The 23,368-nt window shown below is 40.5% G+C and carries 23 protein-coding genes; 12 read left to right on the forward strand and 11 right to left on the reverse strand.

What is annotated here, in order from left to right:
- Window positions 1-69: 69 nt before the first annotated feature.
- The 12 genes from tsf to HXT26_RS02585 all read left to right on the forward strand — a co-directional run bounded on the left by tsf (window position 70) and on the right by HXT26_RS02585 (window position 9,205).
- The gene (gene tsf / locus HXT26_RS02530) at window positions 70-921 is read left to right on the forward strand and encodes a translation elongation factor Ts (RefSeq protein WP_004106601.1); all 852 of its coding nucleotides are present in this window, start codon (window positions 70-72) and stop codon (window positions 919-921) included.
- A 175-nt stretch (window positions 922-1,096) separates the two neighbouring features.
- Window positions 1,097-1,846: a UMP kinase gene (gene pyrH, locus HXT26_RS02535; RefSeq protein WP_004106602.1), complete on the forward strand. Its 750-nt coding sequence runs from the start codon at window positions 1,097-1,099 to the stop codon at window positions 1,844-1,846.
- A 19-nt stretch (window positions 1,847-1,865) separates the two neighbouring features.
- Entirely contained in the window at window positions 1,866-2,420 is a 555-nt protein-coding gene (gene frr, locus HXT26_RS02540; protein ID WP_004106603.1) for a ribosome recycling factor, read from the forward strand.
- A 33-nt stretch (window positions 2,421-2,453) separates the two neighbouring features.
- Entirely contained in the window at window positions 2,454-3,485 is a 1,032-nt protein-coding gene (locus tag HXT26_RS02545) for a phosphatidate cytidylyltransferase (protein WP_012914196.1), read from the forward strand.
- A 42-nt stretch (window positions 3,486-3,527) separates the two neighbouring features.
- Window positions 3,528-4,445, forward strand: coding sequence for a prolipoprotein diacylglyceryl transferase (gene lgt / locus HXT26_RS02550; RefSeq protein WP_004106607.1), 918 nt, complete (start codon window positions 3,528-3,530; stop codon window positions 4,443-4,445).
- Between the two features lie 79 nt (window positions 4,446-4,524).
- Entirely contained in the window at window positions 4,525-5,190 is a 666-nt protein-coding gene (rpe, locus tag HXT26_RS02555) for a ribulose-phosphate 3-epimerase (protein WP_004574269.1), read from the forward strand.
- 123 nt (window positions 5,191-5,313) lie between these two features.
- Complete coding sequence (locus HXT26_RS02560; protein WP_004574267.1) at window positions 5,314-5,919, forward strand: CDP-alcohol phosphatidyltransferase family protein; 606 nt, start codon at window positions 5,314-5,316, stop codon at window positions 5,917-5,919.
- Between the two features lie 19 nt (window positions 5,920-5,938).
- Window positions 5,939-6,988 carry a DUF881 domain-containing protein gene (locus tag HXT26_RS02565; protein ID WP_004106613.1) on the forward strand — a complete coding sequence of 350 codons (1,050 nt, stop codon included), beginning with the start codon at window positions 5,939-5,941 and terminating at the stop codon, window positions 6,986-6,988.
- A gap of 2 nt (window positions 6,989-6,990) precedes the next feature.
- Window positions 6,991-7,323, forward strand: a complete 333-nt coding sequence (locus HXT26_RS02570; RefSeq protein WP_004106615.1) for a small basic family protein — start codon at window positions 6,991-6,993, stop codon at window positions 7,321-7,323.
- 3 nt (window positions 7,324-7,326) lie between these two features.
- A complete protein-coding gene (locus HXT26_RS02575) occupies window positions 7,327-8,163 on the forward strand; it encodes a DUF881 domain-containing protein (protein WP_422112074.1) in 837 nt (278 codons plus the stop codon).
- Between the two features lie 18 nt (window positions 8,164-8,181).
- Window positions 8,182-8,622, forward strand: a complete 441-nt coding sequence (locus HXT26_RS02580) for an FHA domain-containing protein (RefSeq protein ID WP_004106618.1) — start codon at window positions 8,182-8,184, stop codon at window positions 8,620-8,622.
- Entirely contained in the window at window positions 8,600-9,205 is a 606-nt protein-coding gene (locus HXT26_RS02585; protein ID WP_064340297.1) for a MerR family transcriptional regulator, read from the forward strand. The genes HXT26_RS02580 and HXT26_RS02585 overlap by 23 nt, the downstream gene beginning before the upstream one ends.
- Window positions 9,206-9,848: 643 nt before the next feature.
- On the opposite strand, the gene HXT26_RS02590 is transcribed toward HXT26_RS02585, so the two are convergent.
- The 11 genes from HXT26_RS02590 to aspS form a co-directional block, all read right to left on the reverse strand.
- Entirely contained in the window at window positions 9,849-10,583 is a 735-nt protein-coding gene (locus HXT26_RS02590) for an HAD hydrolase-like protein (protein WP_422112075.1), read from the reverse strand.
- Window positions 10,576-10,923 carry an RNA polymerase-binding protein RbpA gene (locus tag HXT26_RS02595; protein ID WP_004106625.1) on the reverse strand — a complete coding sequence of 116 codons (348 nt, stop codon included), beginning with the start codon at window positions 10,921-10,923 and terminating at the stop codon, window positions 10,576-10,578. The genes HXT26_RS02590 and HXT26_RS02595 overlap by 8 nt, the downstream gene beginning before the upstream one ends.
- Before the next feature lie 109 nt (window positions 10,924-11,032).
- A complete protein-coding gene (locus HXT26_RS02600) occupies window positions 11,033-13,666 on the reverse strand; it encodes a DEAD/DEAH box helicase (RefSeq protein ID WP_004106627.1) in 2,634 nt (877 codons plus the stop codon).
- A 27-nt stretch (window positions 13,667-13,693) separates the two neighbouring features.
- Entirely contained in the window at window positions 13,694-14,035 is a 342-nt protein-coding gene (locus tag HXT26_RS02605; RefSeq protein ID WP_410295844.1) for a hypothetical protein, read from the reverse strand.
- A 2-nt stretch (window positions 14,036-14,037) separates the two neighbouring features.
- Window positions 14,038-15,957, reverse strand: coding sequence for a helix-turn-helix transcriptional regulator (locus HXT26_RS02610; RefSeq protein WP_422112076.1), 1,920 nt, complete (start codon window positions 15,955-15,957; stop codon window positions 14,038-14,040).
- A gap of 292 nt (window positions 15,958-16,249) precedes the next feature.
- On the reverse strand, window positions 16,250-17,689 hold the full coding sequence (locus tag HXT26_RS02615; RefSeq protein WP_004106635.1) for a UTP--glucose-1-phosphate uridylyltransferase: 1,440 nt from the start codon (window positions 17,687-17,689) through the stop codon (window positions 16,250-16,252).
- A gap of 208 nt (window positions 17,690-17,897) precedes the next feature.
- Window positions 17,898-18,983: an amino acid ABC transporter permease gene (locus HXT26_RS02620; RefSeq protein WP_004106637.1), complete on the reverse strand. Its 1,086-nt coding sequence runs from the start codon at window positions 18,981-18,983 to the stop codon at window positions 17,898-17,900.
- Between the two features lie 5 nt (window positions 18,984-18,988).
- Complete coding sequence (locus tag HXT26_RS02625) at window positions 18,989-19,666, reverse strand: ABC transporter permease subunit (protein ID WP_004574250.1); 678 nt, start codon at window positions 19,664-19,666, stop codon at window positions 18,989-18,991.
- 1 nt (window position 19,667) lies between these two features.
- Window positions 19,668-20,501, reverse strand: coding sequence for a glutamate ABC transporter substrate-binding protein (locus HXT26_RS02630; RefSeq protein ID WP_004574249.1), 834 nt, complete (start codon window positions 20,499-20,501; stop codon window positions 19,668-19,670).
- Between the two features lie 68 nt (window positions 20,502-20,569).
- The gene (locus HXT26_RS02635) at window positions 20,570-21,382 is read right to left on the reverse strand and encodes an amino acid ABC transporter ATP-binding protein (protein ID WP_004106646.1); all 813 of its coding nucleotides are present in this window, start codon (window positions 21,380-21,382) and stop codon (window positions 20,570-20,572) included.
- 146 nt (window positions 21,383-21,528) lie between these two features.
- Window positions 21,529-23,325, reverse strand: coding sequence for an aspartate--tRNA ligase (gene aspS, locus HXT26_RS02640; protein WP_422112077.1), 1,797 nt, complete (start codon window positions 23,323-23,325; stop codon window positions 21,529-21,531).
- Window positions 23,326-23,368 lie beyond the last annotated feature (43 nt).

Genomic DNA, 23,368 nt, shown 5'->3' on the forward strand with positions numbered 1-23,368 from the left:
AAGCTGCAAAATCCAATTGATTTTGCTTTTTGCAGCTTTTAAGAATCATATTGATACGAGGAGAACAAAATGGCAGCAATTACTGCAGCGTTGATTAAGCAGGTGCGTGAAGAAACCGGCGCCGGCATGATGGACGTTAAAAAGGCTCTTACTGAAGCTGAAGGCGACGTTGCCCGCGCTAAGGAAATCATCCGCGCTAAGGGTATTCAGGCAGCTGGTAAGCGTGAAGGTCGTAAGGCTCAGGAAGGTACCATCGCTTCTAAGGTTGTTAAGTCTGCTGAAGGCGAAACTGGTTACGCAGTTGAGTTGAATTCCGAAACTGACTTTGTGGCAAAGACACCAAAGTTTGTGGAATTCTCAAACACTGTTCTTGACCATGCTGTTGAAGCTAATGCTTCTACTGCTGAAGAAGTACTTGCAGCACCAGCTGATGGCGCAACTGTTAAGGAATCTGTTGAAGAAGCAGCAGCTTTGTTTGGCGAGCACGTCAAGGTTGGTCAGGTTGCTAAGGTAAGCGGTCCACACGTTGAGATTTATGCTCACAAGAAGTCTGTGGAATTGCCTCCAAGCATCGTTTCCATGATTGCTACTGACGAGGCTGGTGCAAAGGTTGCTCACGAAGCTGCTTTGCAGATTTCCGCTATGGGTGCGCAGTGGCTTCGCCGCGAAGATGTTCCAGAAGAAGTTTTGGAATCTGAGCGTCGCGTTGCAACCGAGAAGTCCTTGGCTGAAGGCAAGCCAGAGAAGATTGTTCCAAAGATTGTTGAAGGACGTATGAACGCTTTCTTCAAGGAAACTGTACTTCTCGAGCAGGCATACGTTAAGGATCCATCCAAGAGCGTTGGTGACTTGTTCAAGGAAGTTGGCGGCACCGCTCTTGCCTTTGCTCGCGTTGAGGTTGGCAAAGGTGCTGCTGAATAAGCACTAATTATATAAGAATTTATTTTTGTTCTTGTATATAGGGTTGCGTGCACAAGTTGTGCGCAACCCATTTTTTATATTCATTTTCCAGCTTAACGTGCGTTTTGAGTGTCGTTATTGATAGATAAACTGACAAAGATGTACCTCATTCGCCGTTATGACTGGAGGAATCTGTATGGCTATTGCACAAACGGATGAAGGAAAGTCCCGTAGGGTTTTATTAAAGCTTTCTGGAGAAGCATTCGGTGGTGGCGCTGTTGGTATTGATACTAATGTTATTCGTAGGATTGCTGGCGAAATAGTAGCTGCAGTGAATCAAGGCGTTCAGGTTGCTATTGTTGTCGGCGGCGGTAACTTCTTTAGGGGAGCAGAACTGCAGCAAGCAGGTATTGATCGTAGCCGTGGCGATTATATGGGTATGTTGGGCACTGTAATGAACTGCTTGGCTCTTCAGGATTTTCTTGAGCAAGCAGGGCAAGCAACTCGCGTACAAACTGCTATTACAATGGGTCAGGTTGCAGAACCTTATATTCCGTTGAAAGCAATTCGTCACCTTGAAAAGGGTCGTGTGGTTATTTTTGGTGCTGGTGCCGGAATGCCATATTTTTCTACTGATACTGTTTCTATTCAACGTTCATTGGAAATTCATTGCGATGAAGTTCTTATGGGCAAGAATGGTGTGGATGGCGTATATAGTGCTGATCCTCGTAAAGATTCTACTGCTCGTAAGTTCCTAACATTAAACTACAATCGCGCTATCGTTGATGGTTTAGCTGTTATGGATGCGTCTGCGCTTTCTATGGCTCGCGATAATAATCAAAAAATTCGTGTGTTTGGTCTTGAGGGCGAAGGTAACGTAACTAGTGCTCTTGTTGGAGAATCTATTGGCACATTAGTGTCTAATGCAGAGCCAACATTTGCTTAAATATTATAAAGGAGAACACATGTCAGCAATAATTGATCAAGCCCGTGAACAGATGAATAAGTCTGTTGAAGCTACTAAAGAGAATTTTATGGGTATTCGCACCGGTCGTGCTAATCCTGCTTTGCTAAACGGAATTATGGTTGATTATTATGGTGCTCCAACTCCAATTAAAGCTGTTGCATCTATTGGTGTTCCAGAGCCTAGAACTCTTTCAGTTACGCCTTTTGACGCTTCTCAAGCGAATGCTGTTGAAAAGGCTATTCGCGATTCTGATTTAGGTGTAAGCCCTAATCGTGATGGCAATGTTATTCGTGTTACTATGCCAGAGCTCACGGAAGAGCGTCGCAAGGAATACGTCAAGCTTGCTAAGAATAAAGCAGAAGAAGGCAAAGTTGCAGTTCGCAATATTCGTCGCAAAGCTAAGGAATCTATTGACAAGTCTGTTAAAGATGGTGAACTTGGCGAAGATGAAGGCGATCGTTTACAAAAAGAGCTTGATAAAGTAACTAAGCAAGTTACTGATTCTTTAGACGTTTTGCTTGAAGGTAAGCAAAAAGAAATTATGGAAGTCTGAGATTTTTGTAGTTTCAAACTGAATGGGTGCCGTATGAGTCAAATAAAACAGCATAATTTTGCCAATGAAGTCAGTAAAGCAAATGCTGAAAAAACTGCATCAGAAGTAGGATTGTCTTTTGACAAAGCAGATACTGCTACACATGGCACCCATGAAACTTTAAGTGATATTAATCGTCGCACGGGCAGGAATATGCCTCAAGCAATTGCTACTGCCGCAATACTAGTTGTAGCAATTGTTTCTTGCTTAATTATTAGCATTGATGTCTTTATAGTGCTTATGGCCATTTTTATGGTTCTGGCATTGTGGGAATTACATGTTGATTTTGCAACTCTCGGTTTGCGTATTCCTTTCGTAACGTTATCAATATGTTCGCTTGTAACTATTTTTGCAACATACTATGCAAAATGGCATGCTGTTGCTATGGCTAGTGGAATTACTGCATCTTTGCTTCTTACAGTAATTTGTGCGACTCTTAGCAGTACTATTTCAGATAGAACGATGCAAGCTGTAGAAAAAAAGCTCGATGGTTCTAACCGCTCATCATACGAACATACTTTATTTACGAATACGTCTGTTTCGCTATTCGTGGTGTTGTACATTCCACTTTTAGCTTCTTGCATTGTATTAGCTCTTACAAATACAAAATACGCAGTTGCTCACGCTATGCTTTTGGTATTTTTACCTGCATTAAGTGACACTGGCGGATTATTTGCTGGTGCATGGTTGGGCAAACATAAGCTTTCTCCGCGAATCTCTCCTAAGAAGTCTGTAGAAGGCTTAATAGGCTCAATGCTTTTTGCAATTATAGGAGCATATGCAATTATTGCAGGTTTTTATGGTTCTTCTTGGTTCAATTTCTGGTGGATGCCATTAGTCATGGGTATTTCTTCTGGAATTATTGGCACATTCGGTGACTTGTGTGCCTCTATGCTTAAAAGAGATATTGGTATTAAAGACATGGGACATTTGCTAAAAGGTCATGGTGGTGTTCTTGACCGAGTAGATTCTATTTTGCTGTGCGGTCCTGTGCTGCTTGTGCTTTTGCAACTTGCTCATTTCTGAATTTATCTGTCGCAATCGTGGGCTTAGACTAATATCGACGCCATGACAGTCTGTTTTATCCCGTCGCCAAGTATTTCGCAATTTTCTCTTGGCTTTGTAAACATAAAGTTTTACGCTCTTAGTATTCTTGCCGGTATTTTGGTTGCAATGTGGATTACTACGCGTCGATGGAAGCGTCTTGGAGGAGATTTTAACCAGATACTTGATCTTGTTTTAGTCAGTCTTCCTGCTGGAATAATTGGCGCGCGTTTGTATCACGTTATTACAACTCCAGAAAAGTTTTTTGGCTCTAATGGTGATTTTTTAGAAATTTTTAGAATTTGGAATGGTGGTCTAGGAATTTGGGGTGGCATATTCTTAGGCGCATTGGCTGCTTGTGTGCTATGCAAGTATCGTAAATATCCTATTGGATTACTAGCTGATTGTGCAGCTCCTGCAGTGCTTATTGCTCAAGGTATAGGAAGATTGGGGAATTGGTTTAATCAAGAACTTTACGGAGCTCCTACTAACTTGCCATGGGGTTTGAAGTTAAATTATGATACCACTCAAGCAATAGGTCATAGCGAAAGATGTTATGATGGGTTAACGTGCCCAGAAGGCACATTATTCCATCCGACATTTTTATACGAGATGATTTGGAATTTCATCGGTGCTGCATTGCTTATTTATTTTGGCAAAGTTATAGCTAAGAAATTAAAAGCCGGTTCCGTATTCGCACTTTATGTTATGTGGTACACAATCGGACGAGTATGGATTGAGGCATTGCGAATTGATTTTTCACATGTCTTCTTAGGTGTTCGCATTAATGTTTGGGTTTCTATTATCGTATTTATTTGTGCAACTATTGTTTTTGCTTTGCTGCAAAAGAGTGCTAGTACTCGTGATTCTCTTGTTGAACGACTTATAGATATAACTTCAGATGAAAGAGAACGTGAGTCTCAGAATACTTCTAGTAAATAAGTTTCAAGTATTTGAAAAAACAATTTTAAAAATTTTGTTTTTATAAAACTAGTCGCTTGCATTTTCTAGAATAGTACACATGAATATACAAATAGCACCTAGCATTCTTTCCGCAGATTTTTGCAATCTTGAGCGTGACCTTGATGCAATATCTAATGCGGATCTTGTTCATGTCGATGTAATGGATCATCACTTTGTACCTAATTTGACTTTGGGTGAACCAATTGTTAAGCGAATTTGTGAGGTTACTAAACTTCCAGTTGACGTACATTTGATGATTGAGGATCCAGATCGTTGGGCTCCAGAATACGCTAAGCTTGGAGCTGCTTCTGTGAGTTTCCATATGGGTGCTACTCATGCTCCAGTGAGATTAGCTCGTCAGCTTCGCGATATGGGTTGTAAAGCTTGCTTTGCTGTGCGCCCTGCGGAACCAGTTGAACCTATTTTCGATATTCTTGATGAATTCGATATGGTTCTTATTATGACTGTTGAGCCTGGTTTCGGTGGACAGAAGTTCTTAGCTAATCAAATGAATAAGGTTCGCCGTTTACGTGACGAAATTACTCGTCGCGGATTGCAGACTCATATTCAGGTCGATGGAGGAGTTAGCCCTTCAACTGCAGCAATAGTTGCTGAAGCTGGTGCTGATGTGCTTGTTGCAGGTTCTGCAGTTTATGGAGCAGAAAGTCCTAAAGAGGCGATTGAAGCTATTCGTAATACTGCAAAAGCTGCTTGGCACGAATAAATATTAGATGTATGTTGGGGACATGAAATATGTCCCCAACATATTAAGTATTGCACAACAAGCGAGTTTTTTTGATGCGAATATATGCTGATTAATTGAGTGATTTCGTATGAGGAAGATATTATGACTAAGTTCGTTATTAATCAGGAATATAGTCCTGAAGCAATGAATCGAGTTTTGACAATACCTAATCTAATCAGTTTTTTGCGCATATGTTCAATTCCTTATATTGCTTGGCTTATTACACAGCATCAGATGACTTTTGCTCTTATTGTTTTAGCAATATCTGCGTTTTCTGATTGTCTTGATGGTTATATTGCTCGTACTTTGAATCAAGTTAGTAAGTTGGGTCAAATCCTTGATCCTATAGCTGATCGTCTATTGATTTTTTGCAGTACGTTAGCTTTAGCTGTTGCAATGATTATCCCTTGGTGGGCACTTTTATTAGTAGTATTGCGTGATGCTATTATGGCTGTACTTGTAATAGTACTTGCGCAAAGAGATTATGGTCCTTTGCCTGTTAACTTCGTAGGTAAAGCTGGCACGGCGCTTCTTATGCTTTCAATCGTTTCTTTAATGATTGTTTATGCTGTAGCTACTGAGTCTATGTTTCTGCTTTATGCTGCTGCACTTGCATGTGGAGTGTGGGGTATTGCTCTATATTGGTATGCTGGCTTGCTTTACTATATGCAAGCTTATTTGTTACTTGCTAAGTCAAGAAAAAACTAAATAAGGCGTGTACGCACATATGACTAAGCAAGATGAATTTGTTAGTTTAAAAGATAGTATCAAAGATTTAGATGTAAAACATACGTCTCATAAAAGCACTATGCCAATGTCTTTTGCTGCTCCTGATGGAATGTTGTTAACTAGGCGTAGAGCATTATTCTCGCACTCATTTACTGGTATTTCAACGCATCATGTTGTAATGTCTCCTAGTGGTTTTGCTCACAATCATGATCGTAGACGTTATATTGACGATTATGCTTTGCGTCTTATTGATGATTTAACTAATCGTCCGGTTGATCCAATGTTTATGGATGCAAGATTAAGTAAACAACCTGTTAAACCGTTTAATCTGTGGTTCACTAGAGCTATAGTATTTTTATTGTGTGTTTCTATCGGTACTGTTGGGAGCCAGTTTGTTCGTAAGTTACACACTGATCCTAGAAAAGCAATACGTTCTTCATTAGCTAATGAGTTGTCAGGTTATACGTCTCGTTTCGATAAGCTTGTAGAAGAAGTAACGTTATTGAGAAATAACGTAGATCATGAGTCGCAAAAAATTACTACGCCTGAAGAGGATGAAGTTAGTAAATCAGATGATATGGTTAATGGCACTCATGCTGTAGAAGGTTCTGGGATTACTGTAACTATTGCTAATCCTATTTCTGCTTCGAGCGATGTGAATAGCGGTTCTTTGCCTCGCGAGAGTAATGGCGCAAGAATGCGATTAGTTACAGATCGCGATATTCAACAATTTGTATCATTATTGTGGAAAGCAGGCGCTGAAGCTATTTCTGTTAATGGGCATAGACTTGGAGCACAAACTTCTATTCGTGTTGCTGGCCAAACTATTCTTATTGGAGTTAATCAAACTCAAAGTCCATATGTTATTGAAGTTATTGGCGATTCTGATGATTTAATTAAACAGTGTAATGATATGAAACGCATGAAATGGTACGCATCTTTAGCTAATGCAGGCATTAATCCACAGGTTTCACCTTCGAGAGTTATACGACTCAGCGCAGCAAACACAGGCGATATCAGTTTTGCCAACGAGAGAATTAGGAGATAAGCATGGCAGCGATTTTTGGATTAATTTTGGGAGTATTAATTGGAGTTGTTGTTCATCCAGATATTCCTATTGTCATTCAGCCTTATTTACCTATTATGGTCGTTGCAGCACTAGATGCGTTGCTTGGTGCCGCACGTGCATATTTTGAGAGAAACTTTTCGGATAAAGTTTTTGTTATTTCATTCTTCTCAAACGTTATAGCAGCTACGTTGCTTGTTTTACTTGGAAATCAGCTTGGTGTAGGTGCACAATTACAAACTGCAGTTATCGTTGTTTTAGGAATTCGTATTTTCTCTAACGTTTCTGCAATTCGTCGTTTCATCTTCAGGAGTTAGCATATGGTTTCAATGTTTTCTCATTCTCCACAAGGTGATGATATTCTTCATAAAATGCGTCGTCAAAAAGCGCATGATCGTGAAAGTGATGAAACTCAAACTGGATCTTTCCCAGCAGTTCATCGTAAAGTAAAATCTTCACTAAGTGGTCATGTGACGCGGGCGCGTATATTTACGGGCTTTTTAATGATGTTGCTCTGCGCTTTATTAGGTTTTGCGTACATGATTCAAGTTAATCGTAGTAACTCACTTTTGTATGAAACAATGAGTGAAGAGGAGTTGACACGTCTTATTACAGAAACTCATTCTCAAATTCAGAGTTTGGAAAGCCGAAAAAGTGAATTAACAGGTCAGCTTAATTCGTTGCGTGAAGCAGTAGATAAACAAGATGAAGCTCGTCGCATTGCTCAGCAGAATGCTCAAACAAATGGTCTTATTTCTGGACGTCTGCCGGCAGTAGGTAAAGGTATTGTAGTTCACATTACCGCAGGTGAAAAAGAGAATATTGATGCCGCTACGATGTTTCAGCTAATAGAGGAATTGCGAAATGCTGGCGTAGAAGTTATGTCTATTAACGGTGTGAGAATAGTTACTTCAAGCTATATTTCACAAACTAAGCATGGTCTTATATGTGACAATATTATGATTGATCCTCCTTATATTGTGAAAGCAATTGGTGACCCTCAGAATTTGCAAAATGCTGTTAATATTGCAGGCGGTGTTGGGTCGCGTTTAAAAATTAAATTTGGTTCTTCTGTAATGGTTTCAGTGCCTGATGAGGTAGAAATTACTTCGACACGCGAACCAAAACAGTACGAATATGCAAAACCAGTCGAGTAACAAGGTAGAATAGCAAGTATGACTGAACCGATTCCTACAGCTGGCGAAACCACTATTATTGGTATGCCAGCTATTCATATTCCAATGAATACAACTTCAGATCGTCCTATGCAGCAGGATGATTTTGATACTATAGCGAAACTACGTCCTGGTACTGCGTTGTTGATTTCAACTAGGGGAGCAGTGTCTGGTTCTCGCTATCTTCTCGATGAAGACTTAGTAACAGTTGGGCGCGATTCGCATGCTGATATTTTGTTAGATGATTCTACTGTTTCGCGTGCTCATGCAGTGTTTAAGCGCCATAATGGCGTGTTTAGCATTTCAGATTCTGGAAGTCTAAATGGTACGTATGTAAATCGTGAACGTGTTGATGAATCAGTGCTGCATAATGGCGATGAAATTATGATTGGCAAATTCAGACTGGTATTTTTCGCACATGACGCAGTCACAGTCCGATAATGTGATTAACGCAGTACAGGGGGAGCTTTTTAATTTTTCTCTGTCTGCTGATCACGCTTCAGGATACCGTGGTAGTGTCGCTATGAAGGTTGCCGGTATTACTTACCGGCAACTCGATTATTGGGCTCGTAAAAGCATTATAGAGCCTTCAATTCATGCATCTAGCGGTTCTGGTTCTCGTCGTTTGTATTCTTTTAAGGATATTGCGATTATGGCTGTAGCTAAAAGGCTGCTTGATGCTGGCGTTAATTTAGTTAATGTTACTACGGCTATTATTTTTCTTAATCGATACTCAGAAGAGCGTTTGAGAAATATGACTATTATTTGTGATGGTCAATCTGTTCAAGAGTGCGATGAGAATCAAGATAATATGCGTCGTATGCTTGCTTCTGGTTTAGCAGTATTTGCTATTGCTGTTGGCCGCATTGTTTCTAGAGTTGAAGAGGACTTATCTTCTGAAAATTCTGTTGATGCTACGCAAGTTGAAGAAAAAAGTAGTAAGTCTACTCGCAAATCTTATTCAAAACCTACTTCTCATACATCTTCAAACTCATGGAGTCTTGTTCAGGAAACGTGGGGATAATGGCATGTTTGTAGTTGTTATTATCGCTGTTATTTGCTGGTTTGCTTCAGTATCATTGTTTTTCTATAGTTTATTTGCTTGCGTGCGTTTTTTAGTAAAATTTCGAAAAAATGCTTATTTGAAGGCAAATAGTATTAGCAATAGTAATAAGAGAAATTCTATTGGTTTAATGCCTTGGAGTATTGTTATTACGCATTGTTGTGGGCTTCCTTGCGCAATGCTTGCGTACATGCTTTTGCATATTGTTCGCGATTTTGGATTTGTTCGCGATGATTATTGGTTATTAATGAGATCAACGCTGATTGCGTCATATGTGATTATTATCGCGCTTATTTTTGTCAATATTTTTGCAATGCTATTTTGTGCGTACCGAAGTTGCAAGTCTTAGATTATTTAGCAAGAAGTATCGTAGGGATATTATTTGATAGTAGTTGAGATTTTGTTGGTTATGTTTGATTATTTATCTCTAATTTGACATAACGTACATTATCGGATAAATATCAAGTAAATCTAGCCAAATAATAAGCTCAACCGACAGAAACTGTGCATGTATGTAAAGAAACTGTCGGTTTCCCGCCAAAAAACGACCGAAACTTTACGAGGGTGTAAAGAAAAAGCCGTTACGACAAAAATTCTGATTAGATTAAGCGAAATATTCGCAAATTGCAGTGCTTAATTCGCTTACGCTATCAATAATTCTGTAAGATCCGTGTGCTTCAAGCTCGCCAGGCTCAGCATAGCCCCAAGCGCATCCCAAGCAATCCAAGCCGCAATCTTTTGCTCCGTCGGCATCAGTCCAGCGGTCTCCAACCATCAAAGCTCTGTCGCCTTTTTCTGGATTGTAATCAATCTCATCAAAAACATAACGAATAACTTGAGTTTTGCTAATGCGCGACATATCTTTGCTAGCGCCATAAATTCCGTCAAGATACTTCGTTAAACCAAAATAATCGCAAATAGGCTTTACTTGATATTCTGGCTTGCAAGATGCGGTTGCTAAATAATATCCAGCTTCACGAAGTTTTGTGAGTTGCTCAAGTATTCCATCGTATACTTTGTTAAGTAGGCATCCTGGAATCTTTTTACCAGGATTATTTGGATCATCAAAAGTTGCTACTTCAGAATAATACTTGCGATACGTAGCAAGTCCCTTTGCTAGCAGCGATTCAGGCACATTATTGCGTTGAAGAGATTCTAAAATTGAAGGACCTATAAAACGATGCATTTCAGCATCGTCCGGAATAGACTGTTTCAATTCTTTCAATGCAAGCTTTGCGCAAGTAATAATACCAGCATCTGACTTTGTTAATGTGCCATCAAGATCAAGCAGAATAATGCGACGACTAGTGCATCCTGAAGTCACCGAGAATTCACTCATAGTCAGGAATCCAGCCCTCATGATGCATTTTTAGACGTTTGTCTAGTAAAGTTTTTAATTCTTCTTCACTACGACGTTCAAGCAGCATATCCCAATGCGTTCTAGAAGGCTTGTTGAAATCATCATCTGGACGATCATCGTCGCCTTCGCGATGTGCAATCGTGCCGCAGCGGCATTCCCACTCTTCAGGAATTTCTGCGCCTTGAGCAAAAGGAAGAATCGTGCGATGTCCCTTTGGGCACACATACACAACATCATTTCGTGCCGCGAAATCTACATTATCGTCAGATTCTAATGATTTCGCACCAATGCTCATACCGCGTAAACTGCGTTCTGCCATAGTATCTCCTTGTGTAGTACTTTATAAAATTACCGAATTGCACGGACTATATATATAAAAACGATTTATATATACAAAATACATGCGTTTTATTTGTATATGCTCATACTTATACATCTGAGTATGCAACAACTCCACGGTTTAATAGTTTTGCAGCTTCATAAGCGCACGAAGAAAGATTTTTATCTACGCCATCTATAGATTGTAAATATTCTCCTGCTGCGAAAAGTTGAGTAAGTAAATCAATAAGACGTTTAGCTTGACGCACGAAATCTCCTCCAGTGCTGTCGGTATTGCGCAAAATTTCAGCTAGATCAGCACCATTAGCCCAATCATACATAATATCTACAGCACCAAATTCAAGCGGTCTTAACGCTGGCAAATGAGCGTCTGCGCATAATGCGCTAGTACGCATAAATAATTCTTTCATTCGCAATACTGTATTAAATATCGCGCCATCCTTGCCGCCTGGATATCGTCTAGGTTCTCCCCCTGCAGGTCCTCTAGATTCATAAACTAATGCAGACAAGCACGATAATAATTCAAGCGGTGAAAGATTATTAAAAATTCCTTCGCAAATAGCTTCAGCAAATACAATGTCTAGTTCGTTATACAACCTTCTTAACAATTGACCGCGCTCAGTAAGGTGCAAAATTTGGTTTTGTGAAGAATCTTCAGATTGTAAATAATCCAAACTGTACAATACGTCACAAATATGGTCAAAAGTTCTAGCAACAGAACCAGTACGAGATTCGTAGCGTTCACGTACTTGATCAAGTTCCTTATGTTCTCTAATCCAATGGTAGCCCCAACGCAAATGTTGTTGAATATCTGCACAACCTGCACACGGATGCGTTCGCTCAGCTTCTCTAAGATTTGCAATAACATCATCCAGCGCTTTAAACGCTGCTGTGCGTTCTGCATCTGTGTGGAATAAAGTATGTTTCAGTTTACGGCGTTGATCGTGTTGAGCTTCTTTAAGCTTCATACGTAATTGTAAGAATTCAGCAAAATCCCCATGTTCGCAGTGGAATGCTTCTTCATAGCCTTTAAGAGCTGTTTCAAGTTCGTTCATGCGATTATGTAAACGTTCAGCAGAAGCATTAGCTTCCCATTGAGCAAAAGAACGATCTAGTGTTGTTCGAGCAGTATCTGCATCGCTTGAGTTCAGCAAATTAACTGCCATATTAAACGTAGGAACGAAGCTGGAATGTAGTGGGTATACGCGTTTACTAGAAAGCGCTGCAGCCTGTTGAGGAACAAAATCAGCATGATCTACAAGAATTGCGTAACCAATATCGTCAATTCCACGTCTTCCAGCACGACCTGTAAGTTGCGTAAATTCTCCAGGTGTAAGAGGTACATGCCCAGTACCGTCAAATTTTACTAGCTTTTCTACAACAACGCTTCGAGCTGGCATATTTAAGCCTAAAGCAAGTGTTTCTGTTGCAAAAACAACTTTAATAAGTCCGCGTTCAAATAGAGTTTCAACAATGTGACGGAATAACGCAATCATACCTGCATGATGTGCTGCAAATCCTTGTTCGAGAGCAAAACGAAAACGCTCAAAGCTTAAAGCGTGTAAATCTTCTTTAGAAAGTTGATTTGCAACCATACTGTCAACAATTTTACGGATTTCGTACATTTCTTCATCAGATGTAAGTATTAATCCTGCGTTTAAACATTGTTGAACAGCTTGATCGCAACCGGAACGAGAGAATATAAAATAAATTCCTGGCAGCATTCCTAGGTAATCTAATTCGTCAATAACAGCCCAGCGACGAGGAGTATGTCGTTTCGCGCATTTATCTAACTGTGCAACTCCCCCGTTAGCACTGTGCTTCTTACCTTTTCTGTAACGGTATTTGCTATCGCTGTAAGATTCTTTACGGCGACGAGCGCGGTACTCAAATTCATTAAGTTTCCTAGTCAATGCAGGGTTAACGCGCTTAGTTACGTTTCCATTATTGTCATGGTCGTATAAATCGAGTAACTCAGGCTCAGTTGCAGAATCCTCTTGAATAACAACATGTCTTTCTAAAGGCACGGGTCTGTGTTCGTCGACAACCAAATGAGTTTCTCCACGCACTGATTCTAGCCATGCAGAAAAATCTTCAACATTTGAAACAGTTGCAGACAACCCAATAATTTTCACCGATTTTGGAAGGTGAATAATAACTTCTTCCCACACAGCTCCGCGGAATTTATCTGCAAGATAATGAATTTCGTCAAGAACGACAAACCCTAAAGATTGCAACGTAATCGAATGCTCGTAAAGCATATTTCTTAAAACTTCAGTAGTCATTACAACAATGTCTGCTTCAGGATTTACAGAAGTATCGCCAGTTAATAGCCCTACTCTGTCTGAGCCGTACTGTTCGCAGAAATCGTGATATTTTTGATTACTTAAAGCTTTAATAGGCGTTGTGTAAAAAGCTTTTACATTACGATTTTGCGCAAGAAATACAGCAAAATCCGCAACAACAGTTTTACCAGCTCCAGTAGGAGCAGCAACTAAAACATTATTGCCATTTTCTAGTGCATCAATAGCTTCAAGTTGAAAATCATCAAGTTCAAAAGACAAAGAACGCTCAAATTTAGATGCCATTGAACGCTCGTGCTTCATTGTATTTTTAAAAGCTGCGAAACGTTGTGAAGGAGATAATACTACATCATTCTCATTGCAGTCAGTTGGATTGCTTGATTTATTTTTGCAGTCTTTTTTATGTGATAAATGAGACATAAAAAGTATTAGTCGCTTTCTTATATGCTATAGCTGAATGTCTTCTTCGCGAAGAGATTTTTTATCCCAATGCTGCCATATTTTACGGTGATTTTCGCGAATTTTTTGATGACGCTCAATAACTTTTGCGTGCGTTCGCTCATATCGATTCGTTGCATCTTTAATAGGAAGTGTAAATAATGGATCTCGAGGATTTTCATTATCTTCTTTATTTGGTTCATGCAAACGTTCGAATCTAGAAGAAACGTCTTCGGAAATGCCAAAGCAGACCCTAGCTATTTTTATTGCGCTTAAAACGACAATAACAACTCCTAGCGCTACCATGATCAGCATAAAAACTGTTATGAGTAGCCAAATCCACCAAGGCATTGTTATTCCTCTGTATTCGCATTATCAGCGTGATTAACGCTTAATTCACGTTGAGCGCGAGCAATAATCATACTACGCAATGTTTCAGGAGCAACAGCTGTAATATGACGTGCGTGAGCAATGCAAAAAGCAACGAACCATGAATCAGAAGAAACATTAAGATGGACTTTTACTCCGCTGCCACAAGTTTCCATAGTGGCTCCAGAAAGATTCTTCAAAAAGTTCAATTCTGTTTCGTCGGTAATGAAGCAAGTCTCAGTTCCGTTATCAAAGCTCCACTTGCGAAGTTCGCTAACTGGCACATCTGGAATTTCAACTTGAGACACAGGCTCTACAACTTCTGCACGTTCAATACGTGCTACGCGAAGAACTTGCCAAATGCGAGGCAATCCATTCGCTTTATTAATTGTCGTATCTTTAGCAACAAATTCACGTTTATCTTCTGGTGTTTGCTGCTCTACATCAGTCCACACTGCAACATAGTAAACGCCTTCATCAACGTAAATCTTCGACGGTGCAACAATCTTGCGACGAATACGTCCTGCCCCGTCAGTGTATTCCATATCTAGCAAAGATTCAGAGTTAATAGCACTGCGAACAATAGAACAATTTCGAGGCTCAATTTCGTAACCTGTTAAACTCAGCCATGGAGTTTGACCAGGAAGAACATGACGGCGAAGACGTTTATACAAGGATTCAGCTTGTGTGCGCTGCTCAATAGGCAAAAGCAAGGAATGTGCCAAATAATTAGCAGACGCAGTAAGCATGCTCAAATATTGCTGCGAAATTCCAGCAAGTCTTTCCAATCCTAGAGAATTAGTAGCAGAAACAATTCCCTCGTTCTCAAGAAGAGTCCAATCTATATCAAAGAATTGGCTTCCGGCCATTTCCCCATCGTCAGAAACAGTAGTAAGAGTATTTATATCCTTGTGAAGAATTGTAACAAATCGACGGAGTTCATCATCGCTTTTTGGTCTACCAATAAAACGCTCAGCAAGCTCGTCTAATGGGAATTCCTCTCCAAGATGAGCAGACAAGAAAAGCATCAATCGAAGCCTACGATCTACTTCACTTCCAGTTTGGAATGAAGAGCCTTTTTTGGTATGCGATTTATCAGTGTCGCTATTTTGTTCTTCAATATTTTGCGCTTCTTGTATAGCATCTTCTTCATCTTTTTGCTCATTTTCGTCACATTGAGCAAAATTAACTGCTGCGTGCAAACGGCGATGGAAAGCATCAACTGCTTCTTGAGGGCTTACTACGCTAGATCCAGGATGTTCTAGCACAAACATCGCTAAGTCGTCAGCATCAGTATAAGCAACGTTTAAATGTTCACCATCGACATCCACAGTTGCGGCAAATCTGCGAGAATCAATAACTTTTACCAATGAATCAGGTAGCATTTGTGTTCCAAGACCAGGTGCGATTGAATCCAAGCCTAAGCCAGGAATAGGAGTTTGTGGAACTCTAGGAGCAGTGCGAGAAGTGCGCTGTTGCTCGTGTTGACCTGAATCAAGAGAAGAAATAGACATTGAACGAGCAAGATAATTTGCTGCAGCTAAAACTGGTAATTCAGATTGGTCGAAACGTAAACGTACGCGAGGTTCATCGCCTAATTGCAAACGATAAGACGCAAAGTCTTGACCTTCGGACTTTGAAGAATATTCTGGCTGCCTAGATTCGATTGCAATACCCATAGCAGCAAGCTTTGCGCGATCTCGCTGGAATTGTTTTGCGAATGCTGCTTTAGCTGCTTGATCTGCAAGCTCACCGTACGAATCTGCATATGCCTTTACGCGCTGTGCAATTTGACGCGAAGTCAGCCATTGCGGGAATGCGGAAGACAATACAGCGAGTACATCTAACTCGTGTTTGCCCCATTTGTCGGAAAAACGTCGCCTTCCGTTGCTTCCTTCTACCATTAGTCCTCACGTATCATGTTTGTATCAATTTACTTATGCGCCTTGCATACAAGCGACTACGAAATGCAGCAAAACTTGTGTTGCAATACTGCGCACACCTTTTCTATTTTAATGGTGTTTTGCGGTACGTGTGGACATTTTTTAAAAAACTTCTAATAATTATGTATTTTTTATTCACACGAACATCAACAACGTTGAAAATACGCCATTTTTTCGCGACACGCCATATAACTTTTTTATAGATAATTTTATTTACTATCAATAAAAATCGCATATTTGCAAGAAATCTGCTTTAAACCCAAGAGTCTGGTTCAATTCCTTGCGGTCCCACGAATTCTCCGTTCGGCACATAACTTGGTTCTCCTGTATCTTCTAAAACAGCGTCAGCAAACATTGAAACTTGATTTCCAAATGTCCAATCCCCTCTAATAGTTACTGATTTTGCAGCAGCTAAAGCTGGAACAGAATATGGGAATCTTTCGTTGAAATCATTGATGTTTTTGTAATAACGTGGATCCAAATCAATATCAGGAAATATATAGTTACCATCTTCCATTTCATATGAATCAGTAAGATGGAATCTATCTGATCGCATAATAAATAAGTCATTGGTTGTTTTAACAGGCAAGAAACGCATGCGATCAACTTCTACGCAAATTGCGTCATCAAAAAGTGAAGCTATTGCGCCCATTGCTGTTTCTAATTGCACTACTGGTGTGCTGCTTTCGTCAGTTGGGTCAACAGTTTTGTGATTAAAAATAACAGGCAAAGGCAAAATTCCTTTGTGCTCTTTTAACTTTTTTTCTAGAGCATCTACACGAACCCAAATATTATTTGTGTTGAAGTATGGATGTTTTTTAATGCTTTGTGCGCTTCTACGATCCTCAGGATGAACCTGTGTCATTTCTCGTAGTATTAGTCTTCCTGTTTGCGCGTCCCTAACAATGTGACCGCCCTTACGATCTGCTTGCGTTCGCTTCGCAACCTCAATCATGATAGGTGCGCCAGTATTTTCAAAATGTTGAGCAAGAGTGCGCGACGGTCTAGCACCTAAATTGTCAGAATTTGAAATAAACAAATACTCAATTCCATTTTCTTTAAGAGTATGCAATAAATCAGATTCCCACAGAGTTGAAAAAATATCGCCGTGACCTGGAGGGCACCATTCAAGAGATCGATCTTCCTTGTGAGAAACCGGTTCTCCAGTTTCCTCTACTAATTTTGGTTCTTGATGTTGAATAATTTCTACAGGAATATTGTCTTGCACAAACTTGCGATTGCGTTTTAGTACTTGCAAAGTGTCGTGAGACGTGCGGAAAGAATTCATGAAAATAAGCGGAAGATTAACTCCTAATCGTTGACGAGCTGTAAGAACTTGTCCAATAATAATATCAATAAAGCGCATTTGGCGAGCTTTATGCCTACGAACTGGTAGTAAAGATTTTGCGCAAGACAAGCCCATAGATGTTCCCAAACCGCCATTTAATTTAATAAAAGCAGTTTTTGCGAATGCGTTAACAGCTTTGTCGTGATCAATAGTTTCGTAAATTTCGTGGAAAGTTGGAACGCTTTTAATAGGCTCAACCGTGCTCTCGCGAATAAACTCCGCAGGCTTATCCCCTGATTTATCTAAATTCCAAGCATTATATAAGTGTTTAAATTGTTCAATAGCAATTTCGCTCATGCCTTGTTCGCGCATCTTTGCAGCGGACAACTCAAACGCGTCATCCATGTAAAAGCCTCCTCGTATGCATGTGACCTTAATAGTTTAGCGATTTGTGCGTCGCTGTGCAAATATTGCTTTTAACGGTTATTTTGAAATACTATTATGATTCTACCAAAGTTAGAAATTGCAAGATAGAAAATAATAAGCGCAGCCAATAATAAATACTGACTGCGCTTATGAGAAATTTGCTACTAAACACCACTAAATATGAAATTTAGTTATTTTCTGCATTGTTGTCATCATTTTCTTCCGGTTCATCTCCAGTTTTTAGATGATGCTCGTCATAGCCTTGCAAGTAACGAGTGTGACGCCAATGGTGAATAGAAGCGTTTGTACCGCGATGATGTACGTGATACTTACGTGGAGTACCACCATAAGGAAGCTCTTTAACTTCGCTAGCAACTGCTATTTGGTTCACATTAGAAGGATCCATAATAGCAATTGGAGCAACAGGCTCTGGTTCTGTTGGAGCGGCAGTTCGATTCTTCAAGTGCGATGGCAACCATTGTGCAAACCAAGACAATGCCAAGCAAATAAGGAAATATATTACTGCTGCAACGCTTAATGTTTGCAAAATATTAAAGTACATTGATCCGAGTCGACGCGATTCCTGAAGCAAATCAGTGTACATAATAATTGAACCAAGTGCAGTATCCTTCAAAACAACTACAAGCTGAGTTACTGCTGCAGGCATCATAGCAATAATTGCTTGAGGCATTTCAATTTGTGTCAATGATTGGTATTCGCTCAATCCTAATGCAAGCGAAGCTTCTCTTTGACCGTTTGGCAAGTTGCCAACACCAGATCTAACAAGTTCTGCAACAACAGAACCGTTATACATAATCAGTGCCAAAACAACAGCCCAGTATGATGATTCTTTCATACCAGAAAGTGCGAATGCTCTCCACAAGAAAATCATAAGCATCAATACTGGTACTGCACGGCAAAATTCTACTACTATTGCGGAAATACTACGAATAATAAAATTAGGTAGTAAACGGCAAAGTCCGAAGAATAAGCCAAATACAATAGAACCAACTACTGCAAGTAACGATGCCTTTAGTGTCATCCATAATCCAGGAAGATAAAAATCAACCCAGGCTTCAGATTCGAGTGCAGGATTCCAAAGTGTCCAAGAAAGTTGGTTTTCTCCCTCTGGAGGATTGCTCAAACGAACGAGAATAGCAATAATGCAAATAACAAAAATGCAACCGGCAATAATATTAGCTATGCGAATTTTCTTAAGAGCTTTTGGACCTGGAGCATCAAATAATAATGATTGTTCACGTTGTTTAGCCATTGTTATCACCTTCTCACAGCAAGTTTATTTGACAAATAAGTAGTCAAAATGCCGATAGGAATGATGAGCATAATGTATCCGCAAGCGAAAATTAAGAAGATTGGAACAATCAAATCTGCATGTTTCTCAATCATTTCGCTCATCATTGTTGAAGTCTCTGTGGCAACTGATGCTGCAGCAGCAACTGTAGAATTCTTAAGCAAAGCAATAAAAGTATTACCTAATGGTGCTACTGAACCGCAGAAAGTTTGTGGAAGAATTACTTGTGTTGCAGATTGGAAGAAATTTAATCCAAGAGCGCGGCAAGCTTCTGCTTGGCCAACAGGCACTGTATTAAGACCAGATCTCAAAGATTCGCAAACAAATGCTGCAGTATAAAGCGACAATCCAGCAATTGCCAGCCAGAAGAAATTCACTTCAAAAATTGAGGAGAATCCTATCTTAAGCTGAGCGTAAACGCCTAAAACCATAAAAACCATAATGATGGTAAGTGGCATGTTTTTAAACAATTCAACATAAACTGTAGCAATCATGCGTAATGATGAAACAGGGCAAATGCGCATAGTAACAAGAATTACGCCAATAATTGATGAAAAAAGTACACTCCATAAAGTTATTTCAATATTAACCAAGAATGCTCCTGGAATATTGTAGGAGGTAAATAGCTGCATAAAATCTTGCATATTACTTCTCTCCTTCTTGAGGAATTGGCGGATTATACTTTGCGTTTGGCTTAAAGCCAGTGCCTCGTAAATTGTCGTCTAGAGCTCTTTTCCATGATCCGTTACGAATCATGTCTTTTAAGGCTGTGTTAATTTTCTTAGCTAAGCCTGTATTTCCTTTTTTAATGCCAATTCCGTAATATTCTGCGGTAAATGGCTTGTTTACAAGCTTTAAACGACCTCGAGAAGCGGTTGCTAAACCAGCAAGAATAATGTCGTCGGTAGTTACAGCATCTACAATTCCTGAGAATAATGCAGTTGCACATTCTGCATAACCAGGCTGTTGCATAAGCTGTACCTTTGAAGAGTAACGCTCCTTAATAGCAATTGCAGATGTTGAGCCTGAAACTGAGCATAAACGCTTTCCGTCCAAATCATTTGGACCGCTTACTTTATGCTCATCTTTTCGAACTAGTAAATCCTGGCCAGCAATAAAATATGGTCCTGCAAATGTCACCATTTTTTTACGAGCATCCGTAATAGAGTATGAGGCTACAATCATATCAACATCGCCATTTTGGAGCATCGTTTCGCGTTGTTTAGATGGTGATTCTTTCCACACAATCTGATCTTCGGAATAGCCAAGCTTTTTAGCAACATACTTTGCAACATCAACGTCGAATCCAACGTAAGTTCCTGATTTTTTGAAACCCAAACCAGGCTGATCGAATTTAATACCGATGCGTATGACTTTTTTACCATCACTACGATCGCACGCTGTAAGTGGCATAACGCAACATATGGTACAAAGCATCGCTAGTATCGCACGAAAAATGCGATTTTGTAATATTTTCATATCTTTTCCCTTCATAAGAACTGTTTTAAAGTTTCAGAATTTTACTGAAAGATAAAACAAAAAGCAGATTAATGCGTAAGAATCTTGGAAAGGAAATCTTTTGCACGATCAGTTTTTGGATGTTCAAAGAATTCTTCAGGAGTGCCTTGTTCAAGAATTTGACCATCTGCCATAAATACAATTCTGTCAGCTGCCTTGCGTGCAAATCCCATTTCGTGGGTAACACAAATCATAGTCATGCCTTCTTTTGCAAGTTCAACCATGACATCAAGAACTTCATTAACCATTTCCGGATCTAGTGCAGATGTAGGTTCATCAAAAAGCATAACTTTTGGCTGCATAGCAAGAGCTCGAGCAATTGCAACACGCTGCTGCTGACCGCCGGAAAGTTGTGAAGGCATTTTATTTGCTTGATTATCAACTCCGACTCGAGTAAGCAATTCCATAGCAAGAGATTCAGCACTTTGCTGATCCATATGGCGCACTTTCATTGGAGCAAGAATAACATTTTCCAAAATAGTCTTGTTAGCGAAAAGATTAAAGGACTGGAATACCATACCAACTTCTGCTCGCAAAGCTGCAAGTTCTTTTCCTTCTTGAGGAAGTGGCTCACCGTCAATACGTATGTCACCTGAATCAATAGTTTCGAGACGGTTAATTGTGCGACACATTGTCGATTTACCAGAACCAGATGGACCGATAATAACTAGTACTTCGCCTTTGTTAACGGTCAGATTGATGTCTTTAAGCACATGAAGTTTTCCATAATGCTTTTCGACATGACTTAGTTCTACGAGGGGATTTGCCGCTTTTTGCACTGAAATAGTGCGATTAGTCATATCCTCGGCGTTTGGATTTGACTTTGATACTTGCTTATCCATAACAAGAAGTTTAGCTAATCTGTGTTACGGCTATTTATCACTATCGTTACGTTTTGTAACTCTTACGTTACAAAAAAGCCGTTGATTGTGATCATAAAATCAACAATCAACGGCTTATCAATAACATTTTTTACAAGTATTTTTATTTACTCGTCTTCTTCTGGATCGTAATCAACACCAGTTTCAGCACGCTGCTCGTCAGAAATTGGAGCAGGAGCGCCGGTTAGAGGATCTCGACCGCCGCCAGCCTTAGGGAATGCAATTACGTCGCGGATTGAGCTTGCGCCTGCCAAAATTGCAGCAGTACGATCCCAACCCAAAGCAATACCAGCGTGAGGTGGAGCACCATACTTGAAAGCTTCAAGCAAGAAGCCGAACTTTTCGTCAGCTTCAGCCTTATCGATTCCAAGAACGTTAAGCACACGATCTTGAATATCGTCGCGGTGAATACGAACGGATCCGCCGCCCATTTCGTTACCGTTGCACACGATATCGTAAGAATCGCTCATAGCGTGCTCTGGATCTTTATCAAACTTATCGATCCAATCAGCAGATGGCATTGTAAACGGATGGTGCATAGAAGTCCACTTTGAGTGGCCAACAGCAACGTCGTCATCATCTGGATCATCAGTGCGCTTGAACAGTGGGAAGTCAACAACCCAAGTGAAAGCAAACTCATCTGGGTGAAGCAATCCTGCGCGGCTAGCAAGTTCAACGCGCACTGCGCCGAGCAAAAGCTGCGAAGACTCGCGGGAGCCTGCTGCGAAGAACACTGCATCGCCATCTTCTGCTCCAACAGCTTCCTTAAGACCTGCGCGCTCTTCTTCACTAAGATTCTTAGCAACAGGACCCTTTAACTCGCCATCTTCACCAAACACAACGTAAGCCAATCCCTTAGCTCCACGCTGCTTAGCCCAATCCTGCCAAGCGTCAAACTGACGGCGAGGAGTTGCAGCACCGCCCTTAAAGAGCACAGCGCCAACGTATGAAGCTTGGAACACGCGGAATGGAGTGTTCTTAAAGTAGTCAGTCAACTCAATAAGTGGGTTTCCAAAACGCAAATCTGGCTTGTCGGAACCGTACCTATCCATAGCTTCCTGCCAAGTAATACGAGGCAAAGGAAGAGTAATCTCGTGACCGGCTTCCTTCCAAATAGCAGCAATAACGCGCTCTGCCATGGCCATAACATCTTCCTGGCTTGCAAAGCTCATTTCCATATCAAGCTGAGTGAACTCAGGCTGACGATCTGCACGGAAGTCTTCGTCGCGATAGCAGCGAGCAAGCTGGTAGTAGCGTTCAACGCCAGAAACCATGAGCAACTGCTTTAGAAGCTGAGGAGACTGTGGAAGTGCGTACCAAGAGCCTGGAACCAATCGTGCTGGAACAACGAAGTCGCGAGCACCTTCAGGAGTTGACTTAATGAAAGTTGGTGTTTCAACTTCAGTAAAGTTCATATCTTCCAAAGCGTGACGAGCAGCCTTAGCCATATCAGAGCGAAGCTTCAAATTGCGTTGCATAGATGGGCGACGCAAATCAAGGTAGCGATACTTCAAACGAACATCTTCGCTTGGAAGCTTGTTCTCGGACTCGTTTTCCAAAGCTGTTGAAACCTGGAATGGCAAAGCGTCTGACTTTGCGAGAATAGTAACAGTTTGAGCAACAATCTCAATTTTACCGGTTGCTAAATGATCGTTTTCGTTGCCATCTGGACGCAAGCGAACTTCGCCGGTCACTTGCACAACGAATTCACTACGCAATGGTCGTGCAGTTTCTTCATCGTAAATAACAACTTGCACTAAGCCTGTGTTATCACGGACATCAACAAAGGCAACTCCACCATGATCGCGGCGACGATCAACCCAACCAGCGATGGTTACTTTTTGCCCGACTAATTCTTCAGTCACTTCAACGGCATGATGTGTGCGATACGCCGTCTGGCTCATAAGTCCACTTCCTCTACAATCTAATTGATATATTCATTTGTTT

The organism is Gardnerella sp. DNF00497B (assembly GCF_049262725.1).
Lineage (GTDB): Bacteria > Actinomycetota > Actinomycetes > Actinomycetales > Bifidobacteriaceae > Bifidobacterium > Bifidobacterium leopoldii.